Origin of the sequence: Micromonospora sp. Mcm103 (assembly GCF_024519755.1) — a bacterium.
Lineage (GTDB): Bacteria > Actinomycetota > Actinomycetes > Mycobacteriales > Micromonosporaceae > Micromonospora > Micromonospora aurantiaca.
In genome coordinates, this window is the sequence record NZ_JALJRJ010000008.1 from 114,646 (window position 1) to 139,729 (window position 25,084).

Consider the following 25,084-nt stretch of genomic DNA (forward strand, 5'->3'; position numbering starts at 1 on the left):
TACGCTCACCGGCCGGACGTGCCACCTGTCGCGACCGGACGGTCCGGGTCGGCCACCCACTCGCTCCACGAGCCGACGTACAACGCGGCGTCCGGGCGACCGGCCAGGTGCAACGCGAGCACGGCCTGCGCGGCGGTCACCCCGGAGCCGCAGTACGCACCGACCGGCGCGTCCGCGTCCACCCCGGCGGCGGCGAACCGCTCCCGCAGCGCACCGGCGTCGGGGAACCGGCCCTGCGTGACGTACTCCGGTGCGGGCACGTTCACCGCGCCCGGCACGTGCCCGGCGACCGGGTCGACCGGCTCGTGCTCGCCCCGGTAGCGCGGCGCGGCCCGGACGTCGATCAGCACGCCGGGTTCGGCGGCGGCGAGCCGGGCGGCCTGCGCGGCGTCCAGCACCGGCAGCGCGCCGGGCGCCACGGTCACGTCGCCCGGCGCCGGGGCGGGCACGCTCGTGTCGACCGGCAGCCCGGCGGCCGTCCAGGCCGGGAAGCCGCCGTGCAGCACCCGCACCTGCCGGTGCCCGGCCCAGCGCAGCGTCCACCAGGCGCGGGCGGCGGACATGCCGTCGCCGCCGTCGTACACGACCACCGGATGACCGGTGCGGACGCCGGCGGCCCGCAGCGCGGCCTGCAACGCCGCCGGGTCCGGAAGCGGGTGCCGCCCGGCGGCGCCGGGCGGTCCGCACAGCTCGGTGTCCAGGTCGACGAAGACGGCGCCGGGCAGGTGGCCTGCGGCGTAGTCGTCGCGCCCGGGCGGGCCGGTCAGCCGCCAGCGGACGTCGAGCAGGGTCGGCGGGTCGGCGTGATCGAGTTCGGCGGCGAGCCGGTCGGGCTCGACCAGCAGGTCTGCGGTGGCGGACATACGGTCCAGTCAACACCATTCGGCGCGCCACCTCCGGCTTCGCCTCCGTCGATGGTCGGTGGTAACGGGTACCATCGGAGCCCAGGAGGCCGCAGACGTGAAGCACGACCTTGTTGACACCACCGAGATGTACCTGCGCACCATCCTCGAACTCGAGGAGGAGGGGGTGCCGCCGCTTCGTGCCCGCATCGCCGAGCGGCTGAAGCAGAGTGGCCCGACCGTCAGCCAGACCGTCGCCCGCATGGAGCGCGACGGCCTGCTCACCGTCGAGGGCGACCGGCACCTGACCCTCACGCCGCAGGGCCGCAACACCGCCGTGTCCGTGATGCGCAAGCACCGGCTGGCCGAGCTGCTGCTGGTGAACGTGATCGGGATGCCCTACGAGGAGGCCCACGAGGAGGCCTGCCGGTGGGAGCACGTGATGAGCGACGCGGTGGAGAAGCGGGTCTTCGACCTGCTCAACCGCCCGACCCGCTCGCCGTACGGCAACCCGATCCCGGGCCTGGAGGAGCTGGGCGACCCGGGCCAGGTGCCCGCCGACGCGGTCGAGGGTGAGCGCAACCTGGCGTTCCCCGGCCTGTCCGGCACGGTCGTGGTGCGGCGGATCTGCGAGAGCGTGCAGACCGACTCGGACGTGCTCCGGCAGTTGCACGCCGCCGGCGTCGACCCGGGCGCGACGGTGACTGTGGCGCAGGAACGCGACGCCGTCTCCATCGACCGCTCCGGCGACCGGGTCCGGCTGCCCCGCGAGGTGGCGTCCCGGGTGTTCGTCGCGGCCCGCTGACGCGGCTCCCGGTCAGAGCTGCCGGGTGTCGATCACCTTGGCCAGCGTGACCAGCTTGCCGGCCGTCTTGTCCGCCTCCGCCTTCGCGGTGCCGGTCGGGGCGGTCCAGCGCAGCGTGGCGAGCCGCCCCTCGGTGGCCAGCCAGCCGACCTCGGCGGCCGGCCCGGACTTCGCGGTCTTGGGCAGCGTGCGCCGGTAGGCGGCCTTGCCCAGCTTGCTGATCTTCGCCGCGCCGCTGGGCTGCACGTCCAGGGCGAACGTGGCGGCGTCGATCGACGTCTCGGTCACCGACAGCGTCAGCTCCGGCAGCACCGCCCCGGCGGCGCGGACCACGCAGGTGTGGGTGTCGCCCCGCTCGGTGGCCGCCGCCACGTCGAACGTGCCGCCGGTGTGCTCGGCGATCACCGCGAAGTCGAGCAGCCGGCACGCCCCGCCCGAGGACGCCGCCGCGACCGGGACCGGCGGAGGCGGGGGCGGCGGCCCGGCCGCCGTGGGCGCCTCGTCGGCGCAGCCGGCGGCGAGCAGGACGGCCGGAACGGCCAGCCAGAATCGGGCACGCACGGGAGACCTCCGCGGTCGGCGGCGGGTTCGACCCGCCGGAGTTCCGTCGGACACCGTACGGCGTGCCCCAGCGGGGACGGAAGCCCCCTAATCGGCCACGTACGGGCAGTGCCGGCAGCCTCGCCCGCAGCACGTGCCACGCCGGGCGAGAAATCCCGCGCTGAGCACGAACAGCCCGGTCTCCGGGTCCAGGTAGCCCGCCTCCCCGGCGGCCAGCGCGGCGGCGTGCGCGGCAAGGATCCGTTCCCGTCCGGGGTGATCCGGCGACAGCCGCGACGGGTGCGGTTCGGTAAGGGGCCGGTCGGCCGGCTCGTCACGCACCGCTGGAGTCTACGGAGTGGCCTCCCGTACCCTCGCGCGGTGCCCTGGGTGCCTACGCTGGTACCTCCCGTCGCGCCGGCTGTCCGGGAGGGACACCAAGACCGGTGCGGTTCCGCCGTGAACCGGTCCGCGCCGACCGGGCATGAACGGGTGTGACAAACAAGATGCACCGGGCCGAGGCCCACGAGCGGGGACATCCCGGGGTCGGGCCGCCCGACGAGCCCTCGGACGACGAGGTGATCCGCGCGTCCGTCACGGAGCCGGAGCGGTTCGGGCCGTTGTTCGACCGGCATGCCGTCCCCGTGCACCGTTATCTGGCTCGTCGCATCGGCCCGCCGGCCGACGACCTGTTGGCCGAGACCTTCCTGGTCGCATTCCGGCGGAGGGCGTCCTACACCTCGGACGTCGGCGTACGGCCGTGGCTGTTCGGGATCGCCACCAACCTCGTGCGCCGGCACGTGCGGACCGAGGAACGCCGCTACCGCGCGCTGGCCCGGCTCGCCGCCGGCGAGTTGGCACCGCCGGTGATCGAGGACGCGATCGACCGGCTGGACGCCGGCGCCCTACGCCGGGACCTGGCCCTGGCGCTGGCCTCGCTGCACCGGCGGGACCGGGACGTGTTGCTGCTCACCGCGTGGGCGGACCTGTCGTACGAGCAGATCGCCGCCGTGCTCGACATCCCGCTCGGCACCGTCCGTTCCCGCCTGCACCGTGCCCGCCGACTCACCCGACTCGCGCTCGCCATCGAGGAGCCGACATGAACGAGATCAACCTGCTGCGGACGCACGGGCCGGATGCCCCGGAAGCGTCCACCGAGACGCTCCGCCTCGCGAGGGAACGCCTCGCCGGCGAGTTCACCGCCGCATCCGTACGCCGGACCGTCCCGCCGCTGCGGCGGCGGACGCTCCTGGTGGCCGCCGCGGCTGCGGTGGTAGCCGGGGCGGGCGTCGGCCTCGCGGTACGTCCGCTCGATCGATCGGCGGAGCCGTTGACCCTGGTGGCTGCGACGATCCCGGAGTTTCCGCTGACCCTGCGGTCGCGGCCGGCGACGCTGAGCCCACCTCGCTACAGCTACGCTCCGGGCCAGTTCCTCGCCGTGTACCTGTCCCGCAGCACCACCGACGACGTCCACCTCTTCGTCTGGGACAGTGCACCGGCACGGATCGCGAAGACGTCGCGTCCGGTGGCCGTCGCAGGCCGCCCGGCCGAGATGTACGAGGAGCCGAATCCCGGCGGACCGCGTCGGCTCGTCGTGTCGTGGGAGCGCAGGCCCGGTCAGTGGGTGACGCTGACCGGCCACGGCATGTTCGCCGACGACGCGGCGCTGCTCCGGCTGGCCGAGCACGTCGTCGACGAGCCGCAGCAGGTGCCGCTGCGGGTGCGGCTGGCGCCGCGCGGTTGGCGGGTCGCCATGTTCAAGGACGACACCATCCTTACCCTGCGGGGCGACTCCCCCGACGAGACGCTCACCGTGCAGGTGGTGCCGCGCCGTGACCCGGACCTGCTGCGCACCGTGATGGGAGCCCGGGACGAGCGAAGGGTCACGGTGGGCGGCCGGGAAGCTCATCTGATCCGCACCGACGAGCTCTGGTTCCTGCAGGCCGAGGTGCCCGGCGGGGCCGTGGTCAACCTGCAGGCGCCGCTGCGGCTCTCCGCCGGCCAGGTCGTCGCGATCGCCGAGCAGGTATCCGTGACTCCGCGCCGCCCCTGACCGGCCCCCGCCGGCACCTGTCCGAGCGGCCTCCGGCCTAGTTGCCGCCCGGGCCGCCGTCGCTCCCGAGGCGTTCCAGGTACGGCAGGAACGCCTCGGGCCGCTCGAACATCGAACGGTGCCCGGCACGCGGGATCACCAGATGGTCCTTGCGCGGCGCTTGGAGCTGCGCGTACCACTCGTCGAACAGGCGCAGCCGGCCCGGCACCTCCTGCGCGCCGTCCACGAAGTACGCCGGCACCGCGAGCTGCCGCACGTCACGCCGGAAGTCGATCTCCTGCAACCGGGGGTAGAGCACGTCCCAGCCGTCCAGGAAACCGAACAGGTGCACCTTCTCCAGCAGGCTGTACTCGGACACGCCCAGGTTGCCGACGGCCCCGGTCTCGTCCTCGCTCGCGCCTTCCCGGTCGACCGGGAAGGCGCCGGCCTCGTTTGTCAGCAACGGCTCGTACGCCCAGACGTCGCGGTAGGGCGGCGGACCCTGCGCGGTCATCCGGTCCGCGAGTGCCGTCCGGCCGGTGCGGCGGGCCCAGGCCACGGTGTCGGAGTACTGACTGCGGTCGGCCTCGCGCAGGCTCACCACCTGCCCGACGCCGACGTACGCGGCGAACAGTTCCGGGTGCTGTCGCACGGCGAGCAGGCCGGCGATGGTGCCGCCGGAGTGCGCGACCAGGTGGATCCGATCCCGGCCCAGCCGTTCCCGCAGGTGCCGGGCCACCGCGACCAGGTCGTCCACCTCGTCGTCCAGGCGCCAGTTCGACGGAGCGCGGAAGCCCGACCAGGAGCGTGGCCCGCCGGCACGGTCCCACACGGCCACCACGAATCGGCGCTCCAGCTCGGGCAGGTGGCGACGGACCGAGCCGATCTCCGAGCCGCCGGGCGGCCCGGGCACCACGAGCAGCACCGGAGCGCTGCGGTCCGTACCCCTGATCAGCAGGCCCAGCTCGCGCCCGGAGGACTCGACGGTGTCGAAGCGGGCGATGCCGCCGGGGATCGGGGCGGTGCGGCCCGGCACGGCCGCGCCGACCGTGACGAGCGCGAGCAGCGCGGCCAGCAGGCCGACGCCGATCCGGCCCGCCCAGCGCGGCACCGGCCGGCGCGGCGGCACCGCGTCGAGGCGGCGGGCCAGTCCGGCGCCGTAGGCGGCGCCGACCAGCAGCGGCAACAAGGTCAGGAGTCCGTGTACGCCCCGGCCGGCGAGCAGCGCCACGACGCCGAAGCCGGACAGGTGCGGACGGTCGACGGTGGGCCCGCGCAGCCGCAGCCGGACCAGTTCGACGGCCACCGCGAAGATCACCGGCGCGACGAGCATGAACCAGCGGGACCGGCTCAGCCACCCGGCGGCCAGCCCGACGGCGAGGCTCACCGCCACGGAGGCGAGTGCCGCGCCCACAGTGCCGGGCCCGCGCGGCGTCCACCAGCCGACGACAGCGCCCCAGAGCAACGGCAGCGTCGACGCGAGGAGCATCCGGGTGCGCATGACGTCTCCCTCCGCCGAGATCGTCAACCCTAGCCAGGACGGCAACTCTTCGCTGCCCTGTCATGACGTGCGGTACAGGCCGGGTGCCGACTGTGGTGAGTGGTGCCGGAGAGTTCAGTCGGCCGGACGCTGCGCGAGCAGGAACGCCTGGGGCTGCCGCTCCCGGCCGACCGGCGCGCGGACCATCGTCGCCGACACCACGAACCCGGCCGTCGTGAGTTGTGCGGCCAGCCGATCCGGGGACAGCCAGTAGACGTCGAGGGCGACGGAGTGGCCGTATGCCTGTTCCCGTCGGTCGCGCCGGTCGCCGGCCTTCACCGCGAGCAACAGGTGACCACCCGGAGCGAGAACCCGGTGGAAACCGGCGAACACCTCGGGCAGCAGCTCCGGTGGCAGGTGGATGACCGAGTACCAGGAGACCAGCCCGGCCAGCGACCCGTCGGGCGCGGTCAGCTCGGTGAGCGAGCCGACCTCGAAGCGCAGGTCCGGGTACGCGCGGCGGGCCACCGCCACCATGCCGGGCGACAGATCGACGCCGCTGATGTCGAGGCCGAGCCGGTGCAGGTGGGCGGTGACGCGGCCGGTGCCGCAGCCCGCCTCCAGCACGGACCGGCCCGGCCCGACCGTCTCGGCGAACGCGGCCAGCAGGGCCCGGTCCAGCGGCGGCTCGACCACGTCGGGCAGCAGCCGCGCGTAGTCCTCGGCGACGGCGTCGTACGCCGCACGGGTCTCGGAGAGCCACCGCGGTTCGGTCACCCCGCGACCCTAGTAGCCGGCCGGACCGCCTCCCGCCCTCGCTCCGTCGATCATGAGGTTAACGGGGGCGAGGTCGGCGTGTCGCCCCGTCAACCTCATGATCGACGGGGCGGAGGGCGGGGTTGGCGCGGCGCTGCTACGGTCGCCCGGCGCTCAGCCCAGCGCCTCGGCGAACCTCGGTGACCGCAGCGGCTCCAAGGAGTGCGCGGTCGATCTGACCAGCGGCACCTCCATGCGCGGCGACATGGTCGTCACCGTGGCCGTCGATACCGATGGCAGGTACGACGCGAAGTGGCGGCGGGACCGGTGCGACCGCATCGCCGCCGAACCGAGCGACGCCGGACCGGGCGACACCTCCTGTACGGCGGTACGCCCGTGGGACGGCGGGGAGACCCGGTTCGACGGCTGGGCCTGGCGAGGTGACCACTACGAGGTACGCGTGGCGTACCAGGTGGTCAAGCCCCAGACGTTGCCGGCCGGCGCGGAGGCCGACCTGCGCGGCGTGCTCGCCTCGGCGGTCGACTCGCTGCCGGACTGAGCCGGGCCGGGCGGTCCGGCGGTCTTCACGGCCGCGCCGGGCCGAACCAGGTGAGCGCCTGCCCGTGACCCCGGGTCCAGGCCAGCGGGCGGCCGTCCAGGGCCAGCACGTTGTGGAACCCATCGGCGGGGGGCTCTGGCAGATCGGCGTGCGGCAGAACTGACGGGTCCTCGTTGGCGATCCAGTGGCCGGGCAAGGTCCGCACCAGCTCGGTGAAGGCGTTCCGGCGCTGCGGCGGCACCTGGTAGAGCACCGAACTGTGGAACACCACGAGCGTCGCCCCGGCCGGAGCCCGCGCCGCCAGCGCCGACAGGTCGTCGACCAGGTCACCGCGTACCAGCAGGGGCGGATCGGCCGCCGCGACAGCTGACGCGGCGCGCAGCCGTTCCCGGCGGTGCCGGTGTTCCGGCCAGATCAGCGCGTCCAGCCAGGCCACGTCGGCCGGGTCGGTGACGTCGAGCGGGTTCACGTCGAGCCCGGCCCGCCATACCACCTCCGGCAACCGCTCCGGCGGATCGGTGCCGGTCAGGTCACAGTCGAGCACCGGCTCGCCATCGCCGATCTGCCGGTCGCCGTAGCGGTAGGCGTACCGGTCCGGGTAGAGGCACAGCCCGGCGGACGCGCCCACCTCCAGCAACGCCAGCGGCTGCGGCAGGGCGGCGAGCACCGGCAGCAGCACCGCGCAGCGCCCCGCCTCGTTCGTCTGCGTCGCCCGCACCCGCATCTGCGCCGCGACGTCCGGCCAGTGCGCGATCACGTACTCGCGGAACGCCGCCGGGTCGTCCACCGGCCCGCCGCGCAGCCGCACCACCCCGAACAGCAGGTTCGGCTGACGCTTGGCCGGTGGCAGCGTGTCGAGCAGGGCGAGCAGCTCCGGGTCACCGGCCACCGCCTGCGACAACCGCTCGTACGCCGGGGACACGCCGCGCGTCTCACGCTCGGCGAAGACCCGATAGATGTCGGTCGTGCTCATCCCCCGAGCATTCCAGCTCGCGTACGCGGCGAGGTATGACCGCCGGCACCGCCCGCCGCGTGCGCGGCGAAAATCGCTGTCCGTCTTTCGAAGAACACTGATAGACAGCCCGGGTGCACACGAATCTCACCTTCGCCGATCACCTGCGGCTGATCGACGACCGGTCGACCGCTTTCCACGCCGCGGTCGCCGCGGCGCCCAGCCTCGACGCGCCGGTGCCGAGTTGTCCGGAGTGGACGCTGTTCGATCTCGTACAGCACCTGGGCATGGGCCGCCGCAGGTCGGCCGCCATCGTCGCCGCAGGGCCGGCCGACGGTCCCCCGGACAAGTCCGTGTGGGACGACGGCACGGGTGCGCCTCAGGAACGCCAGGCTCTCCTGGCCTGGTGGCGCGAGTCCGTCGAGCGGCTGACGAGCGCACTGCGCGAGGCCGGCCCGGACCGCCGGTGTTGGACGTGGTGGGGTGATTCGCAGTCACCGGAAACCTCCGGTGCGTGGGCTCGGCGCCAGGTCGCCGAGATCGCGGTGCACACCCACGACGCTCAGCTCGCCGTGGGGAGCCCGGAGCCGCTGCCGGACGAGGTCGCCCTCGACGCTTTCGACGACTGCCAGTTCACCCTCTGCTCGACGGATGTCGCCTGGCCGCACGAACCCGCCGTCGTCGAATACCACGCCACCGAGGGCCGCTCGTGGCGCCTTCGGCTGTCCGGCGACGGCGCACAGGCCAGCCGGCTCGGCGAGCCGGCCGCCGGTGAGGACCCGGACCGGGACACGGCCGACGTCTCCGCCCGGGGCACTGCCAGTGACCTGGTCCTGTTCTTCTACGGCCGCATAACGCCGGATTCCCCGAAGCTGGAGCTGGACGGCGACCGCCGCATCTTCGACCAGCTCATCGCCTGGGACCCGTCCGTCTGACGATCGACGACACCTCGTCCCTGCCGCAGCGACCGCCCGGCCCCTGGAGGACCGGGCGGTCGCTGTCGCAGCAGATGCGACTTCGCTCGATGTCAGCTGCAGCCGCTGGTGGAGCCGCAGCCCTCGCAGACGTAGCAGCTACCGGCGGGCCGCATCTTCGTGCCGCAGGTGAAGCAGAGCGGCGCGTCGGCGGCCTTGCCGATCACGGCCTCCAGCAGTTCGGTGCTGGAACCCACAGACGGCGCGGGCTTGACGGCCGCGGCGTCGGCCATCTCCTGCGCCGGCTGCGCGATCGGGCCGGTCTTCGGCTCGGGCGCCTCGACCGGGGCGGAGGAGGCCATCGCGGTGAGGTCCGCACCGCTCGCCTCCGCCTCCGCCTCGGCCGCGAGCTGGGCGGCCCGCTCCTTGGCGGTGAAGATGCCCAGCTCGGCGCGGCGGTCGTACGGCAGGAAGTCCAGCGCCAGGCGACGGAAGATGTAGTCCATCACCGAGGCGGCCATGCGCACGTCCGGGTCGTCGGTCATGCCGGCCGGCTCGAAGCGCATGTTCGTGAACTTGCTGACGTACGTCTCCAGCGGGACGCCGTACTGGAGACCGATGGAGATGGCCACCGAGAAGGCGTCCATCACGCCGGCCAGGGTCGAGCCCTGCTTCGACATCTTGAGGAAGACCTCGCCGAGGCCGTCGTCCGGGTAGGACGAGGCGGTGAGGTAGCCCTCCGCGCCGCCGACCGAGAACGAGATGGTCTCCGACGGGCGCTTCTTCGGCAGCCGCTTGCGCACCGGGCGGTACTCGACGACCTTCTCCACGACCTTCTCCGGCGTGGCCGGGGCCTGGGCCTCGACGGCGCCCTTGCCCGGCTTGGCAGCCGACAGCGGCTGGCCGACCTTGCAGTTGTCGCGGTAGATCGCCAGCGCCTTGAGGCCGAGCTTCCAGCCCTCGAAGTAGATCTTCTCGACGTCCTCGACGGTGGCCTGCTCCGGCATGTTGACCGTCTTGGAGATGGCGCCGGAGATGAACGGCTGAACGGCCGCCATCATCCGCACGTGACCCATCGGCGCGATCGAGCGCTCGCCCATGGCGCAGTCGAAGACCGGGTAGTGCTCCGGCTTGAGGCCCGGGGCGTCCACCACGTGGCCGTGGTCGGCGATGTGCTCGACGATCGCCTCGACCTGCTCCTCGGGGTAGCCGAGGCTGCGCAGGGCGCGCGGCACGGTCTGGTTGACGATCTGCATCGAGCCGCCGCCGACCAGCTTCTTGAACTTCACCAGTGCCAGGTCCGGCTCGACACCCGTGGTGTCGCAGTCCATCATCAGGCCGATGGTGCCGGTCGGGGCGAGCACGCTGGCCTGCGAGTTGCGCCAGCCGAACTTGTCACCGAGCTTGTTGCCGAGCGTCCACTGCTTGGTGGCCTCGCGCTGCACGGCGGTGGCCACGGTGCCGGTCGCCTTGATCGCGTCGTTGGCGGCGGCGTGCTTGCGCATGACCCGCTTGTGCGGCTCGGCGTTGCGGGCGTAGCCGTCGTACGGGCCGACGATGCCGGCCAACTCGGCGGAACGGCGGTAGGCGGTGCCGGTCATCAGCGAGGTGATCGCGGCGGACACCTCCCGGCCCTGCTCCGAGTCGTACGGCAGGCCGGAGGCCATCAGCAGCGCGCCCAGGTTGGCGTACCCGATGCCGAGCTGCCGGTAGGCGCGGGTGGTCTCACCGATCTTCTCGGTCGGGAAGTCGGCGAAGCAGATCGAGATGTCCATCGCGGTGATGACGAACTCGACCGACTTGACGAACTTCTCCACCTCGAAGCCGCCGTCGGCGCGGAGGAACTTCATCAGGTTCAGCGAGGCCAGGTTGCACGAGGAGTTGTCCAGGTGCAGGTACTCCGAGCACGGGTTCGACGCGGTGATCCGCCCGGTCTCCGGGCAGGTGTGCCAGTCGTTGATGGTGTCGTCGTACTGCAGGCCCGGGTCGGCGCACTCCCAGGCCGCCTGGGAGATGGTGTGGAACAGCTTCTTGGCGTCGATCGTCTCGATGGTCTGCCCGTCGAGCCGGCCGCGCAGGTCGAAGCCGCCGCCGTTCTCCACCGCGGTCATGAACTCGTCGGAGACGCGGACCGAGTTGTTGGCGTTCTGGTACTGCACGCTGACGATGTCGGCGCCGCCCAGGTCCATGTCGAACCCGGCGTCACGCAGCGCGCGGATCTTGTCCTCCTCGCGCGCCTTGGTCGCCACGAACTCCTCGATGTCCGGGTGGTCCACGTCGAGGATGACCATCTTCGCCGCGCGCCGGGTGGCGCCACCGGACTTGATGGTGCCGGCGGAGGCGTCCGCGCCGCGCATGAAGCTGACCGGGCCGGAGGCGGTACCGCCGGAGGAGAGCAGCTCCTTCGAGGAACGGATCCGGGAGAGGTTGACCCCGGCGCCGGAGCCGCCCTGGAAGATCCGCCCCTCCTCCTTGTACCAGTCGAGGATGGAGTCCATCGAGTCGTCGACCGAGAGGATGAAGCAGGCGCTTACCTGCTGCGGCGACGGCGTGCCGACGTTGAACCACACCGGCGAGTTGAAGCTGAACACCTGGTGCAGCAGCATCCAGGTCAGCTCGTGCGCGAACACCTCGGCGTCGGCCGGGGTGGCGAAGTAGCCGTACTCCTCACCGGCGGTGCGGTAGGTCTCGACCACCCGGTCGATCAGCTGCCGCAGCGACCACTCCCGCTCCGGGGTCCCCACCGCGCCCCGGAAGTACTTGGTGGTCACGATGTTCGCCGCGTTCACCGACCAGGACTCGGGGAACTCCACCCCGCGCTGCTCGAAGTTGATCGAGCCGTCCCGCCAGTTCGTCATGACGACGTCGCGGCGCTCCCAGGCGACCTCGTCGTAGGGATGCACCCCCTCGGTCGTCCAGACGCGCTCGATCTTCAGCCCCGCCCCGGCCTTGTTCCGTGACTTGCTGGTCGTCACGCCCTCGCCCCCCTCGTCGGCACGGTCACCCACCGCGCCTCGTGTACCTGTCAGAAACCCGAAAATGTCAGCTGATCGCGCCGGCGGCGTCCGCCGCACCGGCACCGGCGCCCTCCCGGGCGCGCGCGGCGGCCCGCAGCGTCTCGATCTCGCGCTCGAAGTCGGCGAGCGAGTCGAAGGACCGGTAGACGCTGGCGAACCGCATGTAGGCCACCTCGTCGAGGTCACGCAACGGGCCGAGGATGGCCAGGCCCACCTCGTGGCTGGGGATCTCGGCCGCCCCCTTGGCCCGTACGGTCTCCTCGACCTTCTGTGCCAGCAGCGCGATCGAGTCGTCGTCGACCGGGCGCCCCTGGCACGCCTTGCGCACCCCACCGATGATCTTCGTACGGCTGAACGGCTCGGTCACCCCGCTGCGCTTGACCACCGCGAGCACCGCCTCCTCGACGGTGGTGAACCGCTTGCCGCACTCCGGGCACGACCGTCGCCGCCGGATGAGCTGGCCGTCGTCGGCCTCCCGCGAGTCGACCACCCGGGAGTCGGCGTGCCGGCAGTACGGACACCGCATTCGCCCGACCTCCTCAGTCGATCGCGGGCACACCTACCGGCTCCCGGGCACGCGTCGGCGCGGCGGGGCCATCGTCTGATGACCGTCGCCGAGTGCGCGGTGCGGGAGTGCGTTCGGTAGTTGAACCCAACCTGTAGGCAACTTACGCCCGTGTGACTACTACATCTAGGGGTCGACCGTATGCCGAACCCCAAGCGAGGTCAAGTTGACGGGCGTGTCCGGCGAGTCGTCAGGATCACGCCCGGCGCGACGCCGCCGAGGAGCCCAACGGACGGCCTCCCGTGCTAGTCACGGGTGGCCGGGATAGAACATCCGTTCGAGCGGCGTACCCTTCTATCAGAACACCAGTTCGGAAATCCAGGAATTCGGCGCGACACGCCGACAGCACCTCGTACAGATGTTTGAAAATGGCCGATCTCACCTATACGGTCAGACCACACGCACCACGAGCCGACGAGGCACCCCAGCGCCGACCAGGGAGGGACGGACGTGACCGAGGACCGGGCCAGCCGGCAGAAGAACCCGCAGCCGAACGACGGGGCGGGTCCTCCGGCGACCCGTCGCCCCCGCACCGCCCGCAGCCGCACCGCCCCCGCCGCGGTGCGTCCGGTCACCCCGGTGGTGAGCAGCTTCCCCGACCCGGCGACCGTCGACCTGACCGCCCGGCAGCGGCGGATCCTGGAGTTCATCCGTAACTGGGTCGAGCGCCACGGCTACCCGCCGAGCGTGCGCGAGATCGGCGAGGCGGTCGGGCTGGTGTCCCCGTCCAGCGTCGCCTACCAGCTCAAGGAGCTGGAGAAGAAGGGCTTCCTGCGCCGTGACCCGAACCGTCCGCGCGCCGTCGACGTCCGCGCGCCGGGCGAGGCGGACGACGAGGCGGCCCGCGCGCAGCGGCCCGCCCCGGCGTACGTGCCGATGCTGGGCCGCATCGCCGCCGGTGGGCCGATCCTGGCCGAGCAGGCGGTGGAGGACATCTTCCCCCTACCCCGCGAGCTGGTCGGTGAGGGCGAGGTCTTCATGCTCCAGGTCAAGGGCGACTCGATGCTCGACGCGGCGATCTGCGACGGCGACTGGGTGGTCGTCCGGCAGCAGCCGAACGCCGAGGTCGGCGACATCGTGGCCGCCATGCTCGACGGTGAGGCGACGGTGAAGACCTACCGGCGGCGGGACGGGCACGTCTGGCTGATGCCGCAGAACCCGGCCTTCGACCCGATCCCCGGCGACGACGCCACCATCATGGGCCGCGTGGTGGCGGTCCTGCGCCGCATCTGACGACGGCAGGCAGACGAGAAGGGGTGACCGGTCGCCGGTCACCCCTTCGTCGTGTCGTCTCAGTAGCGGTCGCCGCGGTACTCCCGGCCGCCGCCGGACACCGGGCCGTACCGACCCTGATCGTCGTAGCCGTCGCGGCGCCCGCCACGCGGTTCCTGGCCGCGGCGCGGCGGCTCGGCCCGGCCGCCCTCCGCCCGCGGCCCGCCGCCGTTCGGCTGCCCGCGATATCCGGCCCCGCCCGGTCCGCCGCCGTAGCCGCCACCCGGACCGCCACGGCCCGGACTGCCCTGGCCGCCGCCACCCGGGCCGCCCCGACCGGGACCGCCCTGGCCCGCGCCCGGCCCGCCCTGGCCTCCGCCGCCGTAGACGCCGCCTCCGCGACCTCCGCCGCCGGCCGGGGCACCGCCGCCGCCGTAGACGCCGCCGCCCTGCGGACGGCCCGCGCCCGGAGGACGGCCACCGCCCTGGCCGCGACCGCCGTCCTGGGGGCCGCCGCCGTACACGCCGCCGCCCGGCCGGCCACCGCCGTAGACACCGCCGGACGCCGGGCGGTCACCGTTCGGCGCGCCGCCGTAGACGCCGCCCTGACCGCCGCCGTAGACCCCGCCGCGCGGCGCCTCCGGCCGTTCCGCGGACGGGAAGCCGTTGTTCACCGGGAACTCGCCGCTGTGCTCGGGCTCGTCGGCCGGCGCCCGGGGCGCCGGCTTGCGCCGCGCCCGCAGGATGCCGAACACGCCCGCGCCGACCAGGAGCGCGCCGAGCACCCCGACCGCCGCGATCAGGTACGTGATCTCGTCGAGCGAGAGCCCTTGGAGCCAGGACTTCTCGGCCGCCGCCTTGGTCTCGGCCTTGCCGCCGTTCGGCAGCGCCTCGGCACCGGTGGTCGACGGGGTGTAGCTGAGGATGTCGATCGGGTCCGACTCGTCGAGCGTGCCGCCGTCGGAGACGGTGACGAACAGCTTGCCGTCCGGCGTGTAGGAGATCGCCTCGCCGAACGGGTCGGCCAGCGGGGTGACCCGGGGCTTGCCGGTGGTGATCGCCTTGACGATGTCGCCGCCGGCCACGTCGAACTCGAACGCGTCGGCGTACGTGCGCAGCACGACCTTGCTGCCGTCGGGCGAGCGGGCGGCGCCGGTGACCAGCGCCCGCCCGGGCGAGCCGAGCTTGTTCTCGGTGTTCGTCTTCGGGAGCGTGACCTCGCCGACCTTCTTCATCGGGATCGGCTCGGTGTCACCGCTCGCCTTCAGCTTCACCGTCGGGGTGAAGATCTCCGACTTGCCGGAGAGATCCTTGGTGATCACCAGCGGCATGTTGTCGTCGCCGACGAGCAGGGCCTCCGCGTCGTGCGGCTCCTTGCCCGGGTAGCTGAGCCGGTGCAGCACCGGTTGCTTCGAGCCGCTCAGCGGCATCGTCCAGACCGCGACCCGCTCCCGGCGCGTCTTCTTCTCCACGTTGTCGCCGGTGTCGGCGATCCAGAGGGTCTTGCGATCCGGGCTGAGCGCGAGGTCCTCGGTGTCGAGCGGCCCGTCACCGGAGTAACGGACGTCCTTGTCCACCTTGCACTTGGTGTCCAGGTAGAAGACCCGCTTGCGGCTCGGGTCGTCCGAGCCGTCGTTGATCACGACGTACCCGTTGCTGGTGGCCACCAGGCCGGACAGCTCGCGGAGGCGGCTGTCCTCCACGGTGCACTTCTTCTTGGGAGCCGCGGCCAGCACGGGGGCCGCGGCGGGAGCCGCCGGGGCCGGCCCGGCCGGCGCCACGACCGCGCCGACCAGGCCGAGCGCGAGCGTGACCGAGGAGACAACGTGCCGCATGACGCTCAGTGTCGCACGGCGCGGGTTTCCGGCGGGTGACGCCGGACGGCTCACCGCCCGGCGCCCACCCGCTCGTCACTGGTCAGCCGGTCACCCGCCCGGTACGGCGCGAGCTCCGCGGCCAGACCCTCGCTGACCCGCACGTGCACCAGCGTGCCCTCGGGCAGGTGCGCGGTGCTGAGCACCTCACCCTGCCGGTGCACCCGGGAGACCAGGTCACCCCGGTCGTACGGGAGCACCGCGCGCACCTCGACCGCAGGCCGGGGCAGCCGACGCTCGACCGCCTCGCGCAGTTCGTCGACGCCGCGCCCGCTGTGGGCGGAGACGAAGACCGCTTCCGGCCAGAGCCGCTTGAGCCGCAGCATCGTCTCCTCGTCGGTGGCGTCGGTCTTGTTCACCACCAGTAGTTCCGGCAGCCGGTCCGCGCCCACCTCGGCGAGCACCTCGCGTACCGCCCGGACCTGCTCCTCCGGGTCCGGGTGGGTGCCGTCGACCACGTGCACCACCAGGTCGGCGTCGGCGACCTCCTCCAGCGTCGAGCGGAACGCCTCGACGATCTGGTGCGGCAGGTGCCGGACGAACCCGACCGTGTCGGACAGCGTGTAGAGCCGGCCGTCGGACGTGGTGGCCCGGCGGGTGGTCGGGTCTAGCGTGGCGAACAGCGCGTTCTCCACCAGCACGCCCGCCCCGGTCAGGCGGTTGAGCAGGCTGGACTTGCCGGCGTTCGTGTAGCCGGCGATGGCCACCGCGGGCACCGCGTTACGGGTACGCCGGGCGCGCTTGGTCTGGCGTACCGTCGCCATGCTCTTGATCTCGCGGCGCAGCCGCGCGATGCGGTGGCGGATGCGCCGCCGGTCGGTCTCCAGCTTGGTCTCACCGGGACCACGCAGACCCACGCCGCCGCCGGCGCCACCGCCGCGGCCGCTACCACCGGTCTGCCGGGACAGCGTCTCGCCCCAGCCGCGCAGGCGCGGCAGCAGGTATTCGAGCTGGGCCAGCTCGACCTGCGCCTTGCCCTCCTTGCTCTTGGCGTGCTGGGCGAAGATGTCGAGGATCAGGGCGGTCCGGTCGACCACCTTGACCTTGGTGCGCTGCTCCAGGTTGCGCAGCTGCGACGGCGACAGCTCACCGTCACAGATGATCGTGTCGGCGCCGGTGGACAGCGCCACCGCGCCCAGGTCGTCCACCTTGCCGCGGCCGATGTACGTGGCCGGGTCGGGCCGCTGGCGACGCTGGATCAGCCCTTCGAGCACCTGCGAGCCGGCCGTCTCGGCCAGCGCCGCCAGCTCGGTGAGGCTGTTGTCGGCGTCGGTCTGGGTGCCCTCGGTCCAGACCCCCACCAGGACGACCCGCTCCAGCCGGAGCTGGCGGTATTCGACCTCGGTGATGTCTGTGAGTTCGGTGGAGAGGCCGGGGACCCGCCGCAGCGCCTGCCGCTCCGACAGCTCGTACTCGCCGGTGGTGGCGTCGAACTCGTCGTCGGTGTAGGGATGGACGGTCTCCTGCTCGCGCAAATGCGTCTCCTGTCCGTTTTGGGCAACGCCGAGAATTTTCGGCGCGTGACAGCAATCCTGACATGTGACAACGCCGGGCGCACCTGTGTTATGCCCGTGACGCTACCGACGGGTAGCGGGGGCGGATGCCGGGCGACCTGGGCGGGCGAGTAGAAATGCCAGTCGAGCCGCTCAGCGCCGACGGAGGAGTTTCTCGTGGCCAACACACGACTGCCGAGTGCCGGATTCTCCATCACCATCCGGATCGCGGTACCCGCCGACGCCTCCTCCATCGGCCGCCTCACCACCGCCGCGGGCGAGGCCGGGGCCATCGTCACCGCGCTGGACGTGGTCGACTCCGACCCCGCCCACGTGATCGTCGACCTCACCTGCGACACCGCCGACGCCGGCCACGCCGACCAGGTCGTCGACGCGCTCACCGCGCTCGACGGGGTGGACGTCCGCAAGGTCTCCGACCGCACCTTCCTGCTGCACCTCGGCGGCAAGATCGAGGTCACCCCGAAGGTCGCGCTGCGGACCCGCGACGAGCTGTCCCGCGCGTACACCCCGGGTGTGGCCCGGGTCTGCATGGCGATCGCGGAGAACCCGGCCGACGCTCGCCGGCTCACCATCAAGCGCAACACCGTCGCCGTGGTCAGCGACGGCACCGCGGTGCTCGGCCTGGGCAACCTCGGGCCGGCCGCGTCGCTGCCGGTGATGGAGGGCAAGGCGGCCCTGTTCAAGCGCTTCGGCGGGGTGGACGCGTGGCCGGTGGTGCTGGACACCCAGGACACCGACGAGATCGTGGCGATCGTCAAGGCGATCGCGCCCGCGTACGGCGGCATCAACCTGGAGGACATCGCCGCGCCGCGCTGCTTCGAGATCGAGGCCCGGCTGCGCGAGGCCCTGGACATCCCGGTCTTCCACGACGACCAGCACGGCACCGCGATCTGCGTGCTGGCCGCGCTGACGAACGCGCTGCGCGTCGTGGGCAAGCAGCTCGCGGACGTCCGGGTCGTGGTCTCCGGCGCCGGCGCGGCCGGCACCGCGATCATGAAGCTGCTGCTGCGTCAGGGCGTGGGCGACATCATCGCGTACGACCGCCAGGGCGCCCTGCACCGCGGACTGCCGGACCTCAACCCGGCGTGGCAGTGGCTGGCCGAGAACACAAACAAGGAGAACTACTCCGGTGACCTGGCCGGGGCGGTACGCGGCGCGGACGTGTTCATCGGTGTGAGCGCGCCGAACCTGCTCACCGGCGAGGACGTCGCCCAGATGGCGAAGGACTCGATCGTCTTCGCGCTCGCCAACCCCGACCCGGAGGTGGACCCGCGGGAGGCGCGCAAGTACGCCGCGGTGGTCGCCACCGGCCGCTCGGACCAGCCGAACCAGATCAACAACGTGCTCGCCTTCCCCGGCGTGTTCCGCGGCATGCTCGACGCCCACGCCGAGGAGTTCACCGAGGAGATGGCGCTCGCCGCCGCCCGGGCCATCGCGGACGTGGTCGGCGAGGACAAGATCAACCCGACGGTGATCGTGCCGAGCGTCTTCGACTCCCGGGTCGCCCCGGCGGTGGCCGCCGCGGTACGGGCCGCCGCCCAGAACCCGGCCGCGACGCCGGCTCCGGCGGCCGACCCGGGCCCGGCCGACCTGCCCGAGATCGCCGCCAACGCCAGCGCCACCCCCTGACCCAGGCACGCGCCCCGCCTCTCGCGGCGCCTTCGCACAGGCCAGCGCCCTCTCGCGGGGCACCTCCTGCCTCCTCACACGGGGCCCGCCCGCGCCGGGGTCAGCGCACCGGAGCAGTCAGGCGTCCCCGGCGCGTCCACACGAGATCTTGGAAGGAAACGGCCCTCAGAGGGGCCCAAATCTTCCAAGATCCCCAGCAGCGCCTCAGCTGAGGCATCAGCACCCTTGATCAACACCAGTTCGGCGAGGTGGTGGCATCAGAGACCCCACGACAGCACCACTTCGCCGAACTGGTGTTGATCATGCCGGGCCGCCGGGCCGCAGCGCGCCGAGGCAGCAGGGCGGCAGCGCGCCGGGGACGGAACGGCCGGACCGCGGCCACCACTCAGCCCCGTGTTGACCAAGGAGTTCGCGTCACCGGAGCAGCGGGATTCCGCCACAAACTCCTTGATCAGCTGGCAGAAGCAACGCGGGCGGGCCGGGGCAGGGCAGGGCGGGCGAGGCAGGGCGAGGGCTACGGGTGCAGGGCTACGGGCGCAGGGCTGCGGGGGTCAGGGTGCCTGTGGCCACCAGGACGGCGGGGCCGGACAGCCAGCAGGAGTCGGCTGTCACGGTGACCGTCAAACGGCCGCCCGGCACGTCCACCGCCACCGTGCCGGTGTCCAGGCCGGCGTCGCGCAACGCCACCGCCGCCACCGCGCACGCGCCCGTGCCGCAGGACAGCGTCTCGGCCGAGCCGCGCTCGTACACCCGCATCAGCACGTGCCCGTCGGTGCCGGTCACCGGCTCGCCCACCGTGGTGAACTCGACGTTCACCCCGGACGGGAAGGTCGAGGCGTCCACCTCGGGCGCGCGGGTGAGGTCGAGCGCCGTCAGCTCCAACGCGGCGGGCAGCGCGCACACCAGGTGCGGGTTGCCGACGTCCACTGCGGTGCCGGGCAGCGTCAACCCGCCGAGCGTGGCGGTCGCCGTGTCGTACAGCCGAGGGCGGCGCATCTCGACCGCCACGTCCGCGCCCTCGACCCGGGCCCGCACCAGGCCGGCGCGGGTCGCGATCGGCAGTGTCCCGCCCGACGGGGCGGCGGCCAGCGAACGGTCCAGCAGGTAGCGGACGAACACGCGGGCCCCGTTGCCGCACATCTCGGCGAACGAGCCGTCGGAGTTCCAGTAGTCCATGAACCACTCGGCCTCGCCCGCGAGCGCGACGCCCTCGGGGTGCTTGGCGGCGCGTACGACACGCAGCACGCCGTCGCCGCCGAGCCCGCGCCGCCTGTCGCAGAGCGCCGCGACCAGGCCGGGTGTCAGGTCGAGGGTGCCGTCCGGGTCGGGCAGGATGACGAAGTCGTTGCCGGTGCCGTGACCCTTTGTGAACTCCACGCCCCCATCATGGCCGATGCTCGGCGACCACCCGCAGGGCAGTGTCGAGAAACGCGGGCGACGCCGAGTCCAGCCAGTGGACGCGCGGGTCACGCCGGAACCAGGAGCGCTGCCGCCGGACGAACCGGCGGGTGGCGCGGATCGTCTCCTCGTGCGCCTCGGCCTCGGTCAGCTCCCCGGCCAGGAACCGCAGCACCTGCTGGTAGCCGAGCGCCCGACTGGCCGTCCGCCCCTCGGGCAGCCCTTCACCGACCAGCGCCCGTACCTCGTCGACCAGGCCGTCGGCCCACATCCGGTCCACCCGCAGCGCGATCCGCTCGTCGAGGCGCCCGGTGTCCAGGTCGACGCCGAGCTGCACGGACGGGTAGTACGGCGTGGGCGACGGCAGCGACGCGGTGAACGGCGCGCCGGTCAGCTCGATCACCTCCAGCGCCCGCACGATCCGCCGCCCGTTCGTGGGCAGGATGCTCGCCGCCGCGCCCGGGTCGGCCTCGGTCAGCCGCGCGTGCAGCGGCAGGGGGCCCACCGCCGCGAGTTCCGCCTCCAGCCGCTCCCGCAGGGCCGGGTCGGTGCCGGGGAACTCGAACCGTTCCAGCACCGCCCGCACGTACAGCCCGGAGCCGCCGACCAGCAGCGGTACCCGGCCGCGGGCCAGGATGTCGTCGACGGCAGCGCGGGCCAGCGTCTGGTACTCGGCGACGCTCGCCGGCTCGGTCACCGGCCAGATGTCCAGCAGGTGGTGCGGCACGCCCTCGCGTTCGGCCGGGGTCAGCTTCGCGGTGCCGATGTCCATGCCCCGGTAGAGCTGCATCGAGTCGGCGTTGACCACCTCGCCGCCGAGCGCGTGGGCCAGCGCGATGCTCAGCGCCGACTTCCCGGCCGCGGTCGGCCCGACCACGGCAACGACGCTCACGCCCGCTCCCAGTTCGCCACGAAGTAGGCAACGCCGTAGGGCGCGTCCTGGTAGCTGACGTCGCCGCGCCAGTCACCGCCCGCCGCCCGGACCGCGCCGGCCAGCACCTGCCACGGCGCCCGCCCGGCGACCCTCAGCTCCGCCGACAGCACCGGGTCCAGGCCGAGCAGGGCGTCGGCGTCCGCACCGGCCAGGGCAACCGCAACCCCTTCGTCGTACGCCTCGGCGCGCGGGTCGTCGTAGCCAGGCGCCTTGACGCCCCGGCAGGCGGACCCGTCACCGAGCACGAGCAGCGCGACCTGCGGGTCGTCGTCGAGGATCAGGCTCGCGCCGAACGCCGCGCACTCGGCCGGTGTGGCGTCGTACGCCACCGACCGGGCCAGCCGGGTCAGCTCGGTGCCGGAGCGGTTCAGCAGCCACGCGCCGACCGTCAGGCTCAGCGGCAGGCGGTCCCCGCCCGCGCAGTTGACCTTCCAGAGCCGCACGCGCCGGTCCAGCCCGTACGGGCGAAGCGAACCGTGCTCGGCGGAGTTGAACCGGACGGTCTCCGGCCCTCCGCCGACGAGCAGGATCGCCTCGGGCTCGGCGGCGAGCAGCCGGGCGACGGCGGCGTCGGTGGCGGCGCGCAGGTCGTCGAGCTCGGGCGCGGCGGCGCCGGCCAGCTCGGGCACGATCAGCGGCGGGTGGGGGCAGACGGCGGCGGCGACCAGTGGCACGCCCCCAAACCTATCGGGATCCCCCGGTGCGTCCCCGCGCCGATCCGGTCATCGAGGGCGTACAACACCGTATGGTCACGGTCGGCGACAGGCGCTCGACACGGACGGGGGCGGACCTGTGACAATGCCGGGAAAAAGTTTGCTGCGCCGTGGCGGCGAACGAGGGGGCTGTCCCCTCGGCGCCGGGAGAACGAGGATGGGCACATGAGCGACTGGACTGCCTTCGGACGGGTCGACGAGGACGGCACCGTCTACGTCAAGACCGCCGAGGGCGAGCGGGTGGTCGGATCCTGGCAGGCAGGGGCACCGGAGGAAGGGCTCGCCCACTTCGCCCGGCGCTACGCCGACCTGGTGACCGAGGTCGATCTGACCGAGGCCCGGCTCAACTCGGGCGCGGCTGACGCCGGCCACTCCCTGACCACGATCCGCCGGATCCGTGGGTCGCTGGCCGAGGCGCACGTCGTCGGTGACATCGACGCCCTTGCCGCCCGCCTGGACAAGCTGGCCACCGTCGCCGAGGAGAAGGCCGGCGAGGCCAAGGCGGCCCGCGAGGCCGCCCGGGGCGAGGCGCTGGCGCGCAAGACCGCCCTGGTCGAGGAGGCCGAGAAGCTGGCCGCCGAGTCGACCGGCTGGAAGACCGCCGGCGACCGGCTCAAGGAGATCCTCGACGAGTGGAAGACCATCCGCGGCGTCGACAAGAAGACCGACGGTGAGCTGTGGAAGCGGTTCGCCGCCGCGCGGGACGGCTTCACCCGCCGCCGGGGCGCCCACTTCGCCTCCCTCGACCAGCAGCGCAAGCAGGCGCAGACGGTCAAGGAGGAGCTGGTCGCCGAGGCGGAGAAGCTCAAGGACTCCAGCGACTGGGGCGTCACCGCCGGTCAGCTCAAGGATCTGATGGCCCAGTGGAAGGCCGCGCCGCGCGCCGCCAAGGAGGCCGAACAGAAGCTCTGGGAACGGTTCCGCGCCGCGCAGGACGAGTTCTTCACCCGCCGCAGCGAGGTCTTCTCCGCCCGCGACAACGAGCAGCGCGCCAACCTGGAGCGCAAGCAGGCGCTGCTGGCCGAGGCCGAGGCGCTGGACGTCGACGGCGACCCGAAGGGCGCCCAGGCGAAGCTGCGGGACATCCAGGCGCAGTGGCACGAGGCCGGCCGGGTGCCGCGCGAGGCCGCCGCCGGGCTGGAGCGCCGGCTGCGGGCCGTGGACGACAAGGTCCGCGAGGTGATGGACTCGGCGTGGCGGCGCACCTCCAAGGAGGACAACCCGCTGCTGGCGCAGATGCGCGCCCAGGTCGCCGAGGCCGAGGACCGGCTGGCCCGGGCCCAGGCCGCCGGTGACACCCGCCGGATCAAGGAGGCCGAGCAGGCGCTCGCCTCGAAGCGGCAGTTCCTCCAGCTCGCCGAGCAGGCCGGCTGACGGAAGCACCCCGGCCGGGCAGGCCGGCGGACGGACACATCGGGTGAGCCCCCGGCCGGGTCGGCCGGGGGCTCACCCGCGTCCGGGGGCGGGTTGACGCATCGAGACGGGCTGATCAGAATGAGCGGCGGAGCCAGGTTCAGGCACCGGCACGAGGGCACCGACGGCTGATCTCGCCGTCGACGGTCGCCGGTGCGACATCTCGCGGTTGGCCGTCCACACGACACGGCCCGGCGCGCGCTGCGCGCGTACTCGATGACGAGCGGGACGTGCCTCCTGGTCCTGCCGCCCGCGGCGCCTGCGCGGCGCGGGCATCCGAAGTGGAGCTTCCATGCACCGACGCACCGCCCTCGGCGGCGCCCTGACGGCGCTCGCCACCGCGGCAGCCGGCGTTCTCGTCGCCGCCGCCGTCTCCACCGCACCGGCCGCCGCGGCGGCCGGTGGCACCGGCACCGGTTACCTGCACACCAGCGGCAGCAAGATCGTCGACAGTACGGGCGCGACAGTCCGGCTGACCGGCATCAACTGGTTCGGGATGGAGACCGACAACAAGACGTTCCACGGCCTGTGGTCGAGCAACCCGTGGCGCTCGCAGCTCGACACCATGGCGCGGCTGGGTTACAACACGCTGCGGATCCCGTACTCGAACGACGCGCTCAAGGCCGGCGCGACCGCCACCGGCATCAACGACTTCGTCAACCCGGACCTGATCGGGCTGTCCCCGTTGCAGATCCTCGACAAGGTCATCGACTACGCCGGCAGCAAGGGGATGCGGGTCATCCTGGACCGGCACCGGCCGACGTCGGCCGGGCAGTCGCCGCTCTGGTACACCTCGACGGTCTCCGAGACGACCTGGATCAACGACTGGAAGATGCTGGCCCAGCGCTATGCCGGCAACACCACTGTGATCGGCGCGGACCTGCACAACGAGCCGCACGCCGAAGGCACCAACCCGGCCGCCACCGGCGCCTGCTGGGGCTGCGGCGACACCGCCCGGGACTGGCGGCTGGCCGCCGAGCGGGCCGGCAACGCGATCCTCGGCGTGCAGCCCAACTGGCTGATCTTCGTGGAGGGGGTGAGCTGTCCGAGCGGCGGCCTGTCGAACGTCTGGGACAACGACCCCAGCAACGACGAGGACTGCGGCTGGTGGGGCGGCAACCTGTCCAAGGCCGGGCAGTTCCCGGTGCGGCTGAACGTGGCGAACCGGCTGGTCTACTCGCCGCACGAGTACGCCACGTCGGTCTACCGGCAGGCCTGGTTCGACGACCCGTCGTACCCGGCGAACATGCCGGCCATCTGGGACAAGTACTGGGGCTACCTGTACAAGCAGAACATCGCGCCGATCATGATGGGCGAGTTCGGCACCACGCTCCAGGACCCGAAGGACAAGATCTGGTTGCAGAACCTGATGGCGTACACCGGCACCGGCGTGAACGGCATGTCGTTCACGTACTGGTCGTGGAACCCGAACTCCGGTGACACGGGCGGCATCGCCAACGACGACTGGACCACGATCAACCAGCCGAAGCAGGACATCCTCACGCCGTACCTGATCCCGCCGACCGGTGGTGGCGGCACCACCAGCCCGTCCCCGACCGGCACGCCGAACACCTCGCCGGCGCCGACCACCCCGCCGCCTCCGGTGACCGGCGGCTGCACCGCCACCTACAAGCAGATCAACTCCTGGTCGGGTGGCTTCCAGGGGGAGCTGACCGTCAAGAACACCGGCACCGCCGCGGTGAACCCGTGGTCGGCCACCTGGACCTGGCCGTCCGGGGTGACGCTGGCGAGCGGCTGGAACGCCACCGTCACGCAGTCCGGCACCACTGTGACTGCGGCCGCGCCGGCCTGGGCGTCGTCGCTGGCGCCGGGCGCGTCGGTCACCGTCGGCTTCACCGCCAACGGCACCGCCGCGACGCCGGGGAGCGTGAAGCTCAACGGCACCGCCTGCTGAGGCCGTGACGGCGGGGGCCC

Annotated in this window: 22 protein-coding genes; 9 read left to right on the forward strand and 13 right to left on the reverse strand. The window is 72.8% G+C overall.

Going from position 1 to position 25,084, the window contains the following annotated elements; translation table 11 throughout:
* Nucleotides 1-5: 5 nt before the first annotated feature.
* Nucleotides 6-863: a sulfurtransferase gene (locus OC439_RS12675; RefSeq protein WP_262013562.1), complete on the reverse strand. Its 858-nt coding sequence runs from the start codon at nt 861-863 to the stop codon at nt 6-8.
* A 97-nt stretch (nt 864-960) separates the two neighbouring features.
* Here OC439_RS12675 and OC439_RS12680 point away from each other — a divergent pair, with 97 nt between their 5' ends.
* Nucleotides 961-1,647, forward strand: a complete 687-nt coding sequence (locus tag OC439_RS12680; RefSeq protein WP_135238925.1) for a metal-dependent transcriptional regulator — start codon at nt 961-963, stop codon at nt 1,645-1,647.
* A gap of 12 nt (nt 1,648-1,659) precedes the next feature.
* On the opposite strand, the gene OC439_RS12685 is transcribed toward OC439_RS12680, so the two are convergent.
* Both OC439_RS12685 and OC439_RS12690 read right to left on the reverse strand, forming a co-directional pair.
* A complete protein-coding gene (locus OC439_RS12685; RefSeq protein ID WP_135238924.1) occupies nt 1,660-2,208 on the reverse strand; it encodes a hypothetical protein in 549 nt (182 codons plus the stop codon).
* Between the two features lie 87 nt (nt 2,209-2,295).
* Entirely contained in the window at nt 2,296-2,529 is a 234-nt protein-coding gene (locus OC439_RS12690) for a DUF5522 domain-containing protein (RefSeq protein ID WP_262013563.1), read from the reverse strand.
* A 164-nt stretch (nt 2,530-2,693) separates the two neighbouring features.
* Between OC439_RS12690 and OC439_RS12695 the strand changes: the two genes are divergently transcribed.
* Both OC439_RS12695 and OC439_RS12700 read left to right on the forward strand, forming a co-directional pair.
* On the forward strand, nt 2,694-3,290 hold the full coding sequence (locus tag OC439_RS12695; RefSeq protein WP_262013656.1) for an RNA polymerase sigma factor: 597 nt from the start codon (nt 2,694-2,696) through the stop codon (nt 3,288-3,290).
* Nucleotides 3,287-4,240, forward strand: a complete 954-nt coding sequence (locus tag OC439_RS12700; RefSeq protein ID WP_262013564.1) for a hypothetical protein — start codon at nt 3,287-3,289, stop codon at nt 4,238-4,240. The genes OC439_RS12695 and OC439_RS12700 overlap by 4 nt, the downstream gene beginning before the upstream one ends.
* 37 nt (nt 4,241-4,277) lie before the next feature.
* Here the strand turns inward: OC439_RS12700 and OC439_RS12705 are convergent, their stop codons facing one another.
* On the reverse strand, nt 4,278-5,720 hold the full coding sequence (locus OC439_RS12705) for an alpha/beta hydrolase (protein ID WP_262013565.1): 1,443 nt from the start codon (nt 5,718-5,720) through the stop codon (nt 4,278-4,280).
* A gap of 114 nt (nt 5,721-5,834) precedes the next feature.
* Nucleotides 5,835-6,476: a class I SAM-dependent DNA methyltransferase gene (locus OC439_RS12710; protein WP_262013566.1), complete on the reverse strand. Its 642-nt coding sequence runs from the start codon at nt 6,474-6,476 to the stop codon at nt 5,835-5,837.
* Nucleotides 6,477-6,573: 97 nt separating this feature from the next.
* Here OC439_RS12710 and OC439_RS12715 point away from each other — a divergent pair, with 97 nt between their 5' ends.
* Nucleotides 6,574-7,014, forward strand: a complete 441-nt coding sequence (locus OC439_RS12715) for a hypothetical protein (protein ID WP_262013567.1) — start codon at nt 6,574-6,576, stop codon at nt 7,012-7,014.
* 25 nt (nt 7,015-7,039) lie between these two features.
* On the opposite strand, the gene OC439_RS12720 is transcribed toward OC439_RS12715, so the two are convergent.
* Nucleotides 7,040-7,987, reverse strand: coding sequence for a DUF2332 domain-containing protein (locus OC439_RS12720; protein ID WP_262013568.1), 948 nt, complete (start codon nt 7,985-7,987; stop codon nt 7,040-7,042).
* 113 nt (nt 7,988-8,100) lie between these two features.
* On the opposite strand from OC439_RS12720, the gene OC439_RS12725 reads away from it, so the two are divergent.
* On the forward strand, nt 8,101-8,901 hold the full coding sequence (locus OC439_RS12725) for a maleylpyruvate isomerase N-terminal domain-containing protein (RefSeq protein WP_262013569.1): 801 nt from the start codon (nt 8,101-8,103) through the stop codon (nt 8,899-8,901).
* Between the two features lie 92 nt (nt 8,902-8,993).
* Here OC439_RS12725 and OC439_RS12730 read toward each other — a convergent pair whose 3' ends face one another.
* Nucleotides 8,994-11,888 carry a vitamin B12-dependent ribonucleotide reductase gene (locus tag OC439_RS12730; RefSeq protein ID WP_262013570.1) on the reverse strand — a complete coding sequence of 965 codons (2,895 nt, stop codon included), beginning with the start codon at nt 11,886-11,888 and terminating at the stop codon, nt 8,994-8,996.
* A 34-nt stretch (nt 11,889-11,922) separates the two neighbouring features.
* On the reverse strand, nt 11,923-12,423 hold the full coding sequence (gene nrdR, locus OC439_RS12735) for a transcriptional regulator NrdR (RefSeq protein ID WP_013284751.1): 501 nt from the start codon (nt 12,421-12,423) through the stop codon (nt 11,923-11,925).
* Nucleotides 12,424-12,912: 489 nt separating this feature from the next.
* On the opposite strand from nrdR, the gene lexA reads away from it, so the two are divergent.
* Entirely contained in the window at nt 12,913-13,695 is a 783-nt protein-coding gene (gene lexA / locus OC439_RS12740) for a transcriptional repressor LexA (protein WP_013284750.1), read from the forward strand.
* Nucleotides 13,696-13,754: 59 nt separating this feature from the next.
* Here the strand turns inward: lexA and OC439_RS12745 are convergent, their stop codons facing one another.
* Together OC439_RS12745 and hflX are read right to left on the reverse strand one after the other, a co-directional pair.
* On the reverse strand, nt 13,755-15,509 hold the full coding sequence (locus OC439_RS12745; RefSeq protein ID WP_262013571.1) for a hypothetical protein: 1,755 nt from the start codon (nt 15,507-15,509) through the stop codon (nt 13,755-13,757).
* A 50-nt stretch (nt 15,510-15,559) separates the two neighbouring features.
* Complete coding sequence (gene hflX / locus OC439_RS12750) at nt 15,560-17,023, reverse strand: GTPase HflX (RefSeq protein ID WP_262013572.1); 1,464 nt, start codon at nt 17,021-17,023, stop codon at nt 15,560-15,562.
* Nucleotides 17,024-17,218: 195 nt separating this feature from the next.
* On the opposite strand from hflX, the gene OC439_RS12755 reads away from it, so the two are divergent.
* Nucleotides 17,219-18,691 carry an NAD-dependent malic enzyme gene (locus OC439_RS12755; protein ID WP_262013573.1) on the forward strand — a complete coding sequence of 491 codons (1,473 nt, stop codon included), beginning with the start codon at nt 17,219-17,221 and terminating at the stop codon, nt 18,689-18,691.
* A gap of 528 nt (nt 18,692-19,219) precedes the next feature.
* Here the strand turns inward: OC439_RS12755 and dapF are convergent.
* The 3 genes from dapF to OC439_RS12770 are packed head-to-tail and all read right to left on the reverse strand — an operon-like array spanning nt 19,220 to nt 21,697.
* A complete protein-coding gene (gene dapF, locus OC439_RS12760; protein ID WP_262013574.1) occupies nt 19,220-20,068 on the reverse strand; it encodes a diaminopimelate epimerase in 849 nt (282 codons plus the stop codon).
* 7 nt (nt 20,069-20,075) lie between these two features.
* Nucleotides 20,076-20,993, reverse strand: coding sequence for a tRNA (adenosine(37)-N6)-dimethylallyltransferase MiaA (gene miaA, locus OC439_RS12765; RefSeq protein ID WP_262013657.1), 918 nt, complete (start codon nt 20,991-20,993; stop codon nt 20,076-20,078).
* Entirely contained in the window at nt 20,978-21,697 is a 720-nt protein-coding gene (locus OC439_RS12770) for a hypothetical protein (RefSeq protein WP_262013575.1), read from the reverse strand. Before OC439_RS12770 ends, miaA begins: the two co-directional genes overlap by 16 nt.
* Before the next feature lie 204 nt (nt 21,698-21,901).
* Here OC439_RS12770 and OC439_RS12775 point away from each other — a divergent pair, with 204 nt between their 5' ends.
* On the forward strand, nt 21,902-23,110 hold the full coding sequence (locus OC439_RS12775) for a DUF349 domain-containing protein (protein ID WP_194802971.1): 1,209 nt from the start codon (nt 21,902-21,904) through the stop codon (nt 23,108-23,110).
* A 331-nt stretch (nt 23,111-23,441) separates the two neighbouring features.
* Nucleotides 23,442-25,064: a cellulase family glycosylhydrolase gene (locus OC439_RS12780; RefSeq protein ID WP_262013576.1), complete on the forward strand. Its 1,623-nt coding sequence runs from the start codon at nt 23,442-23,444 to the stop codon at nt 25,062-25,064.
* The last annotated feature ends 20 nt before the right edge of the window (nt 25,065-25,084 follow it).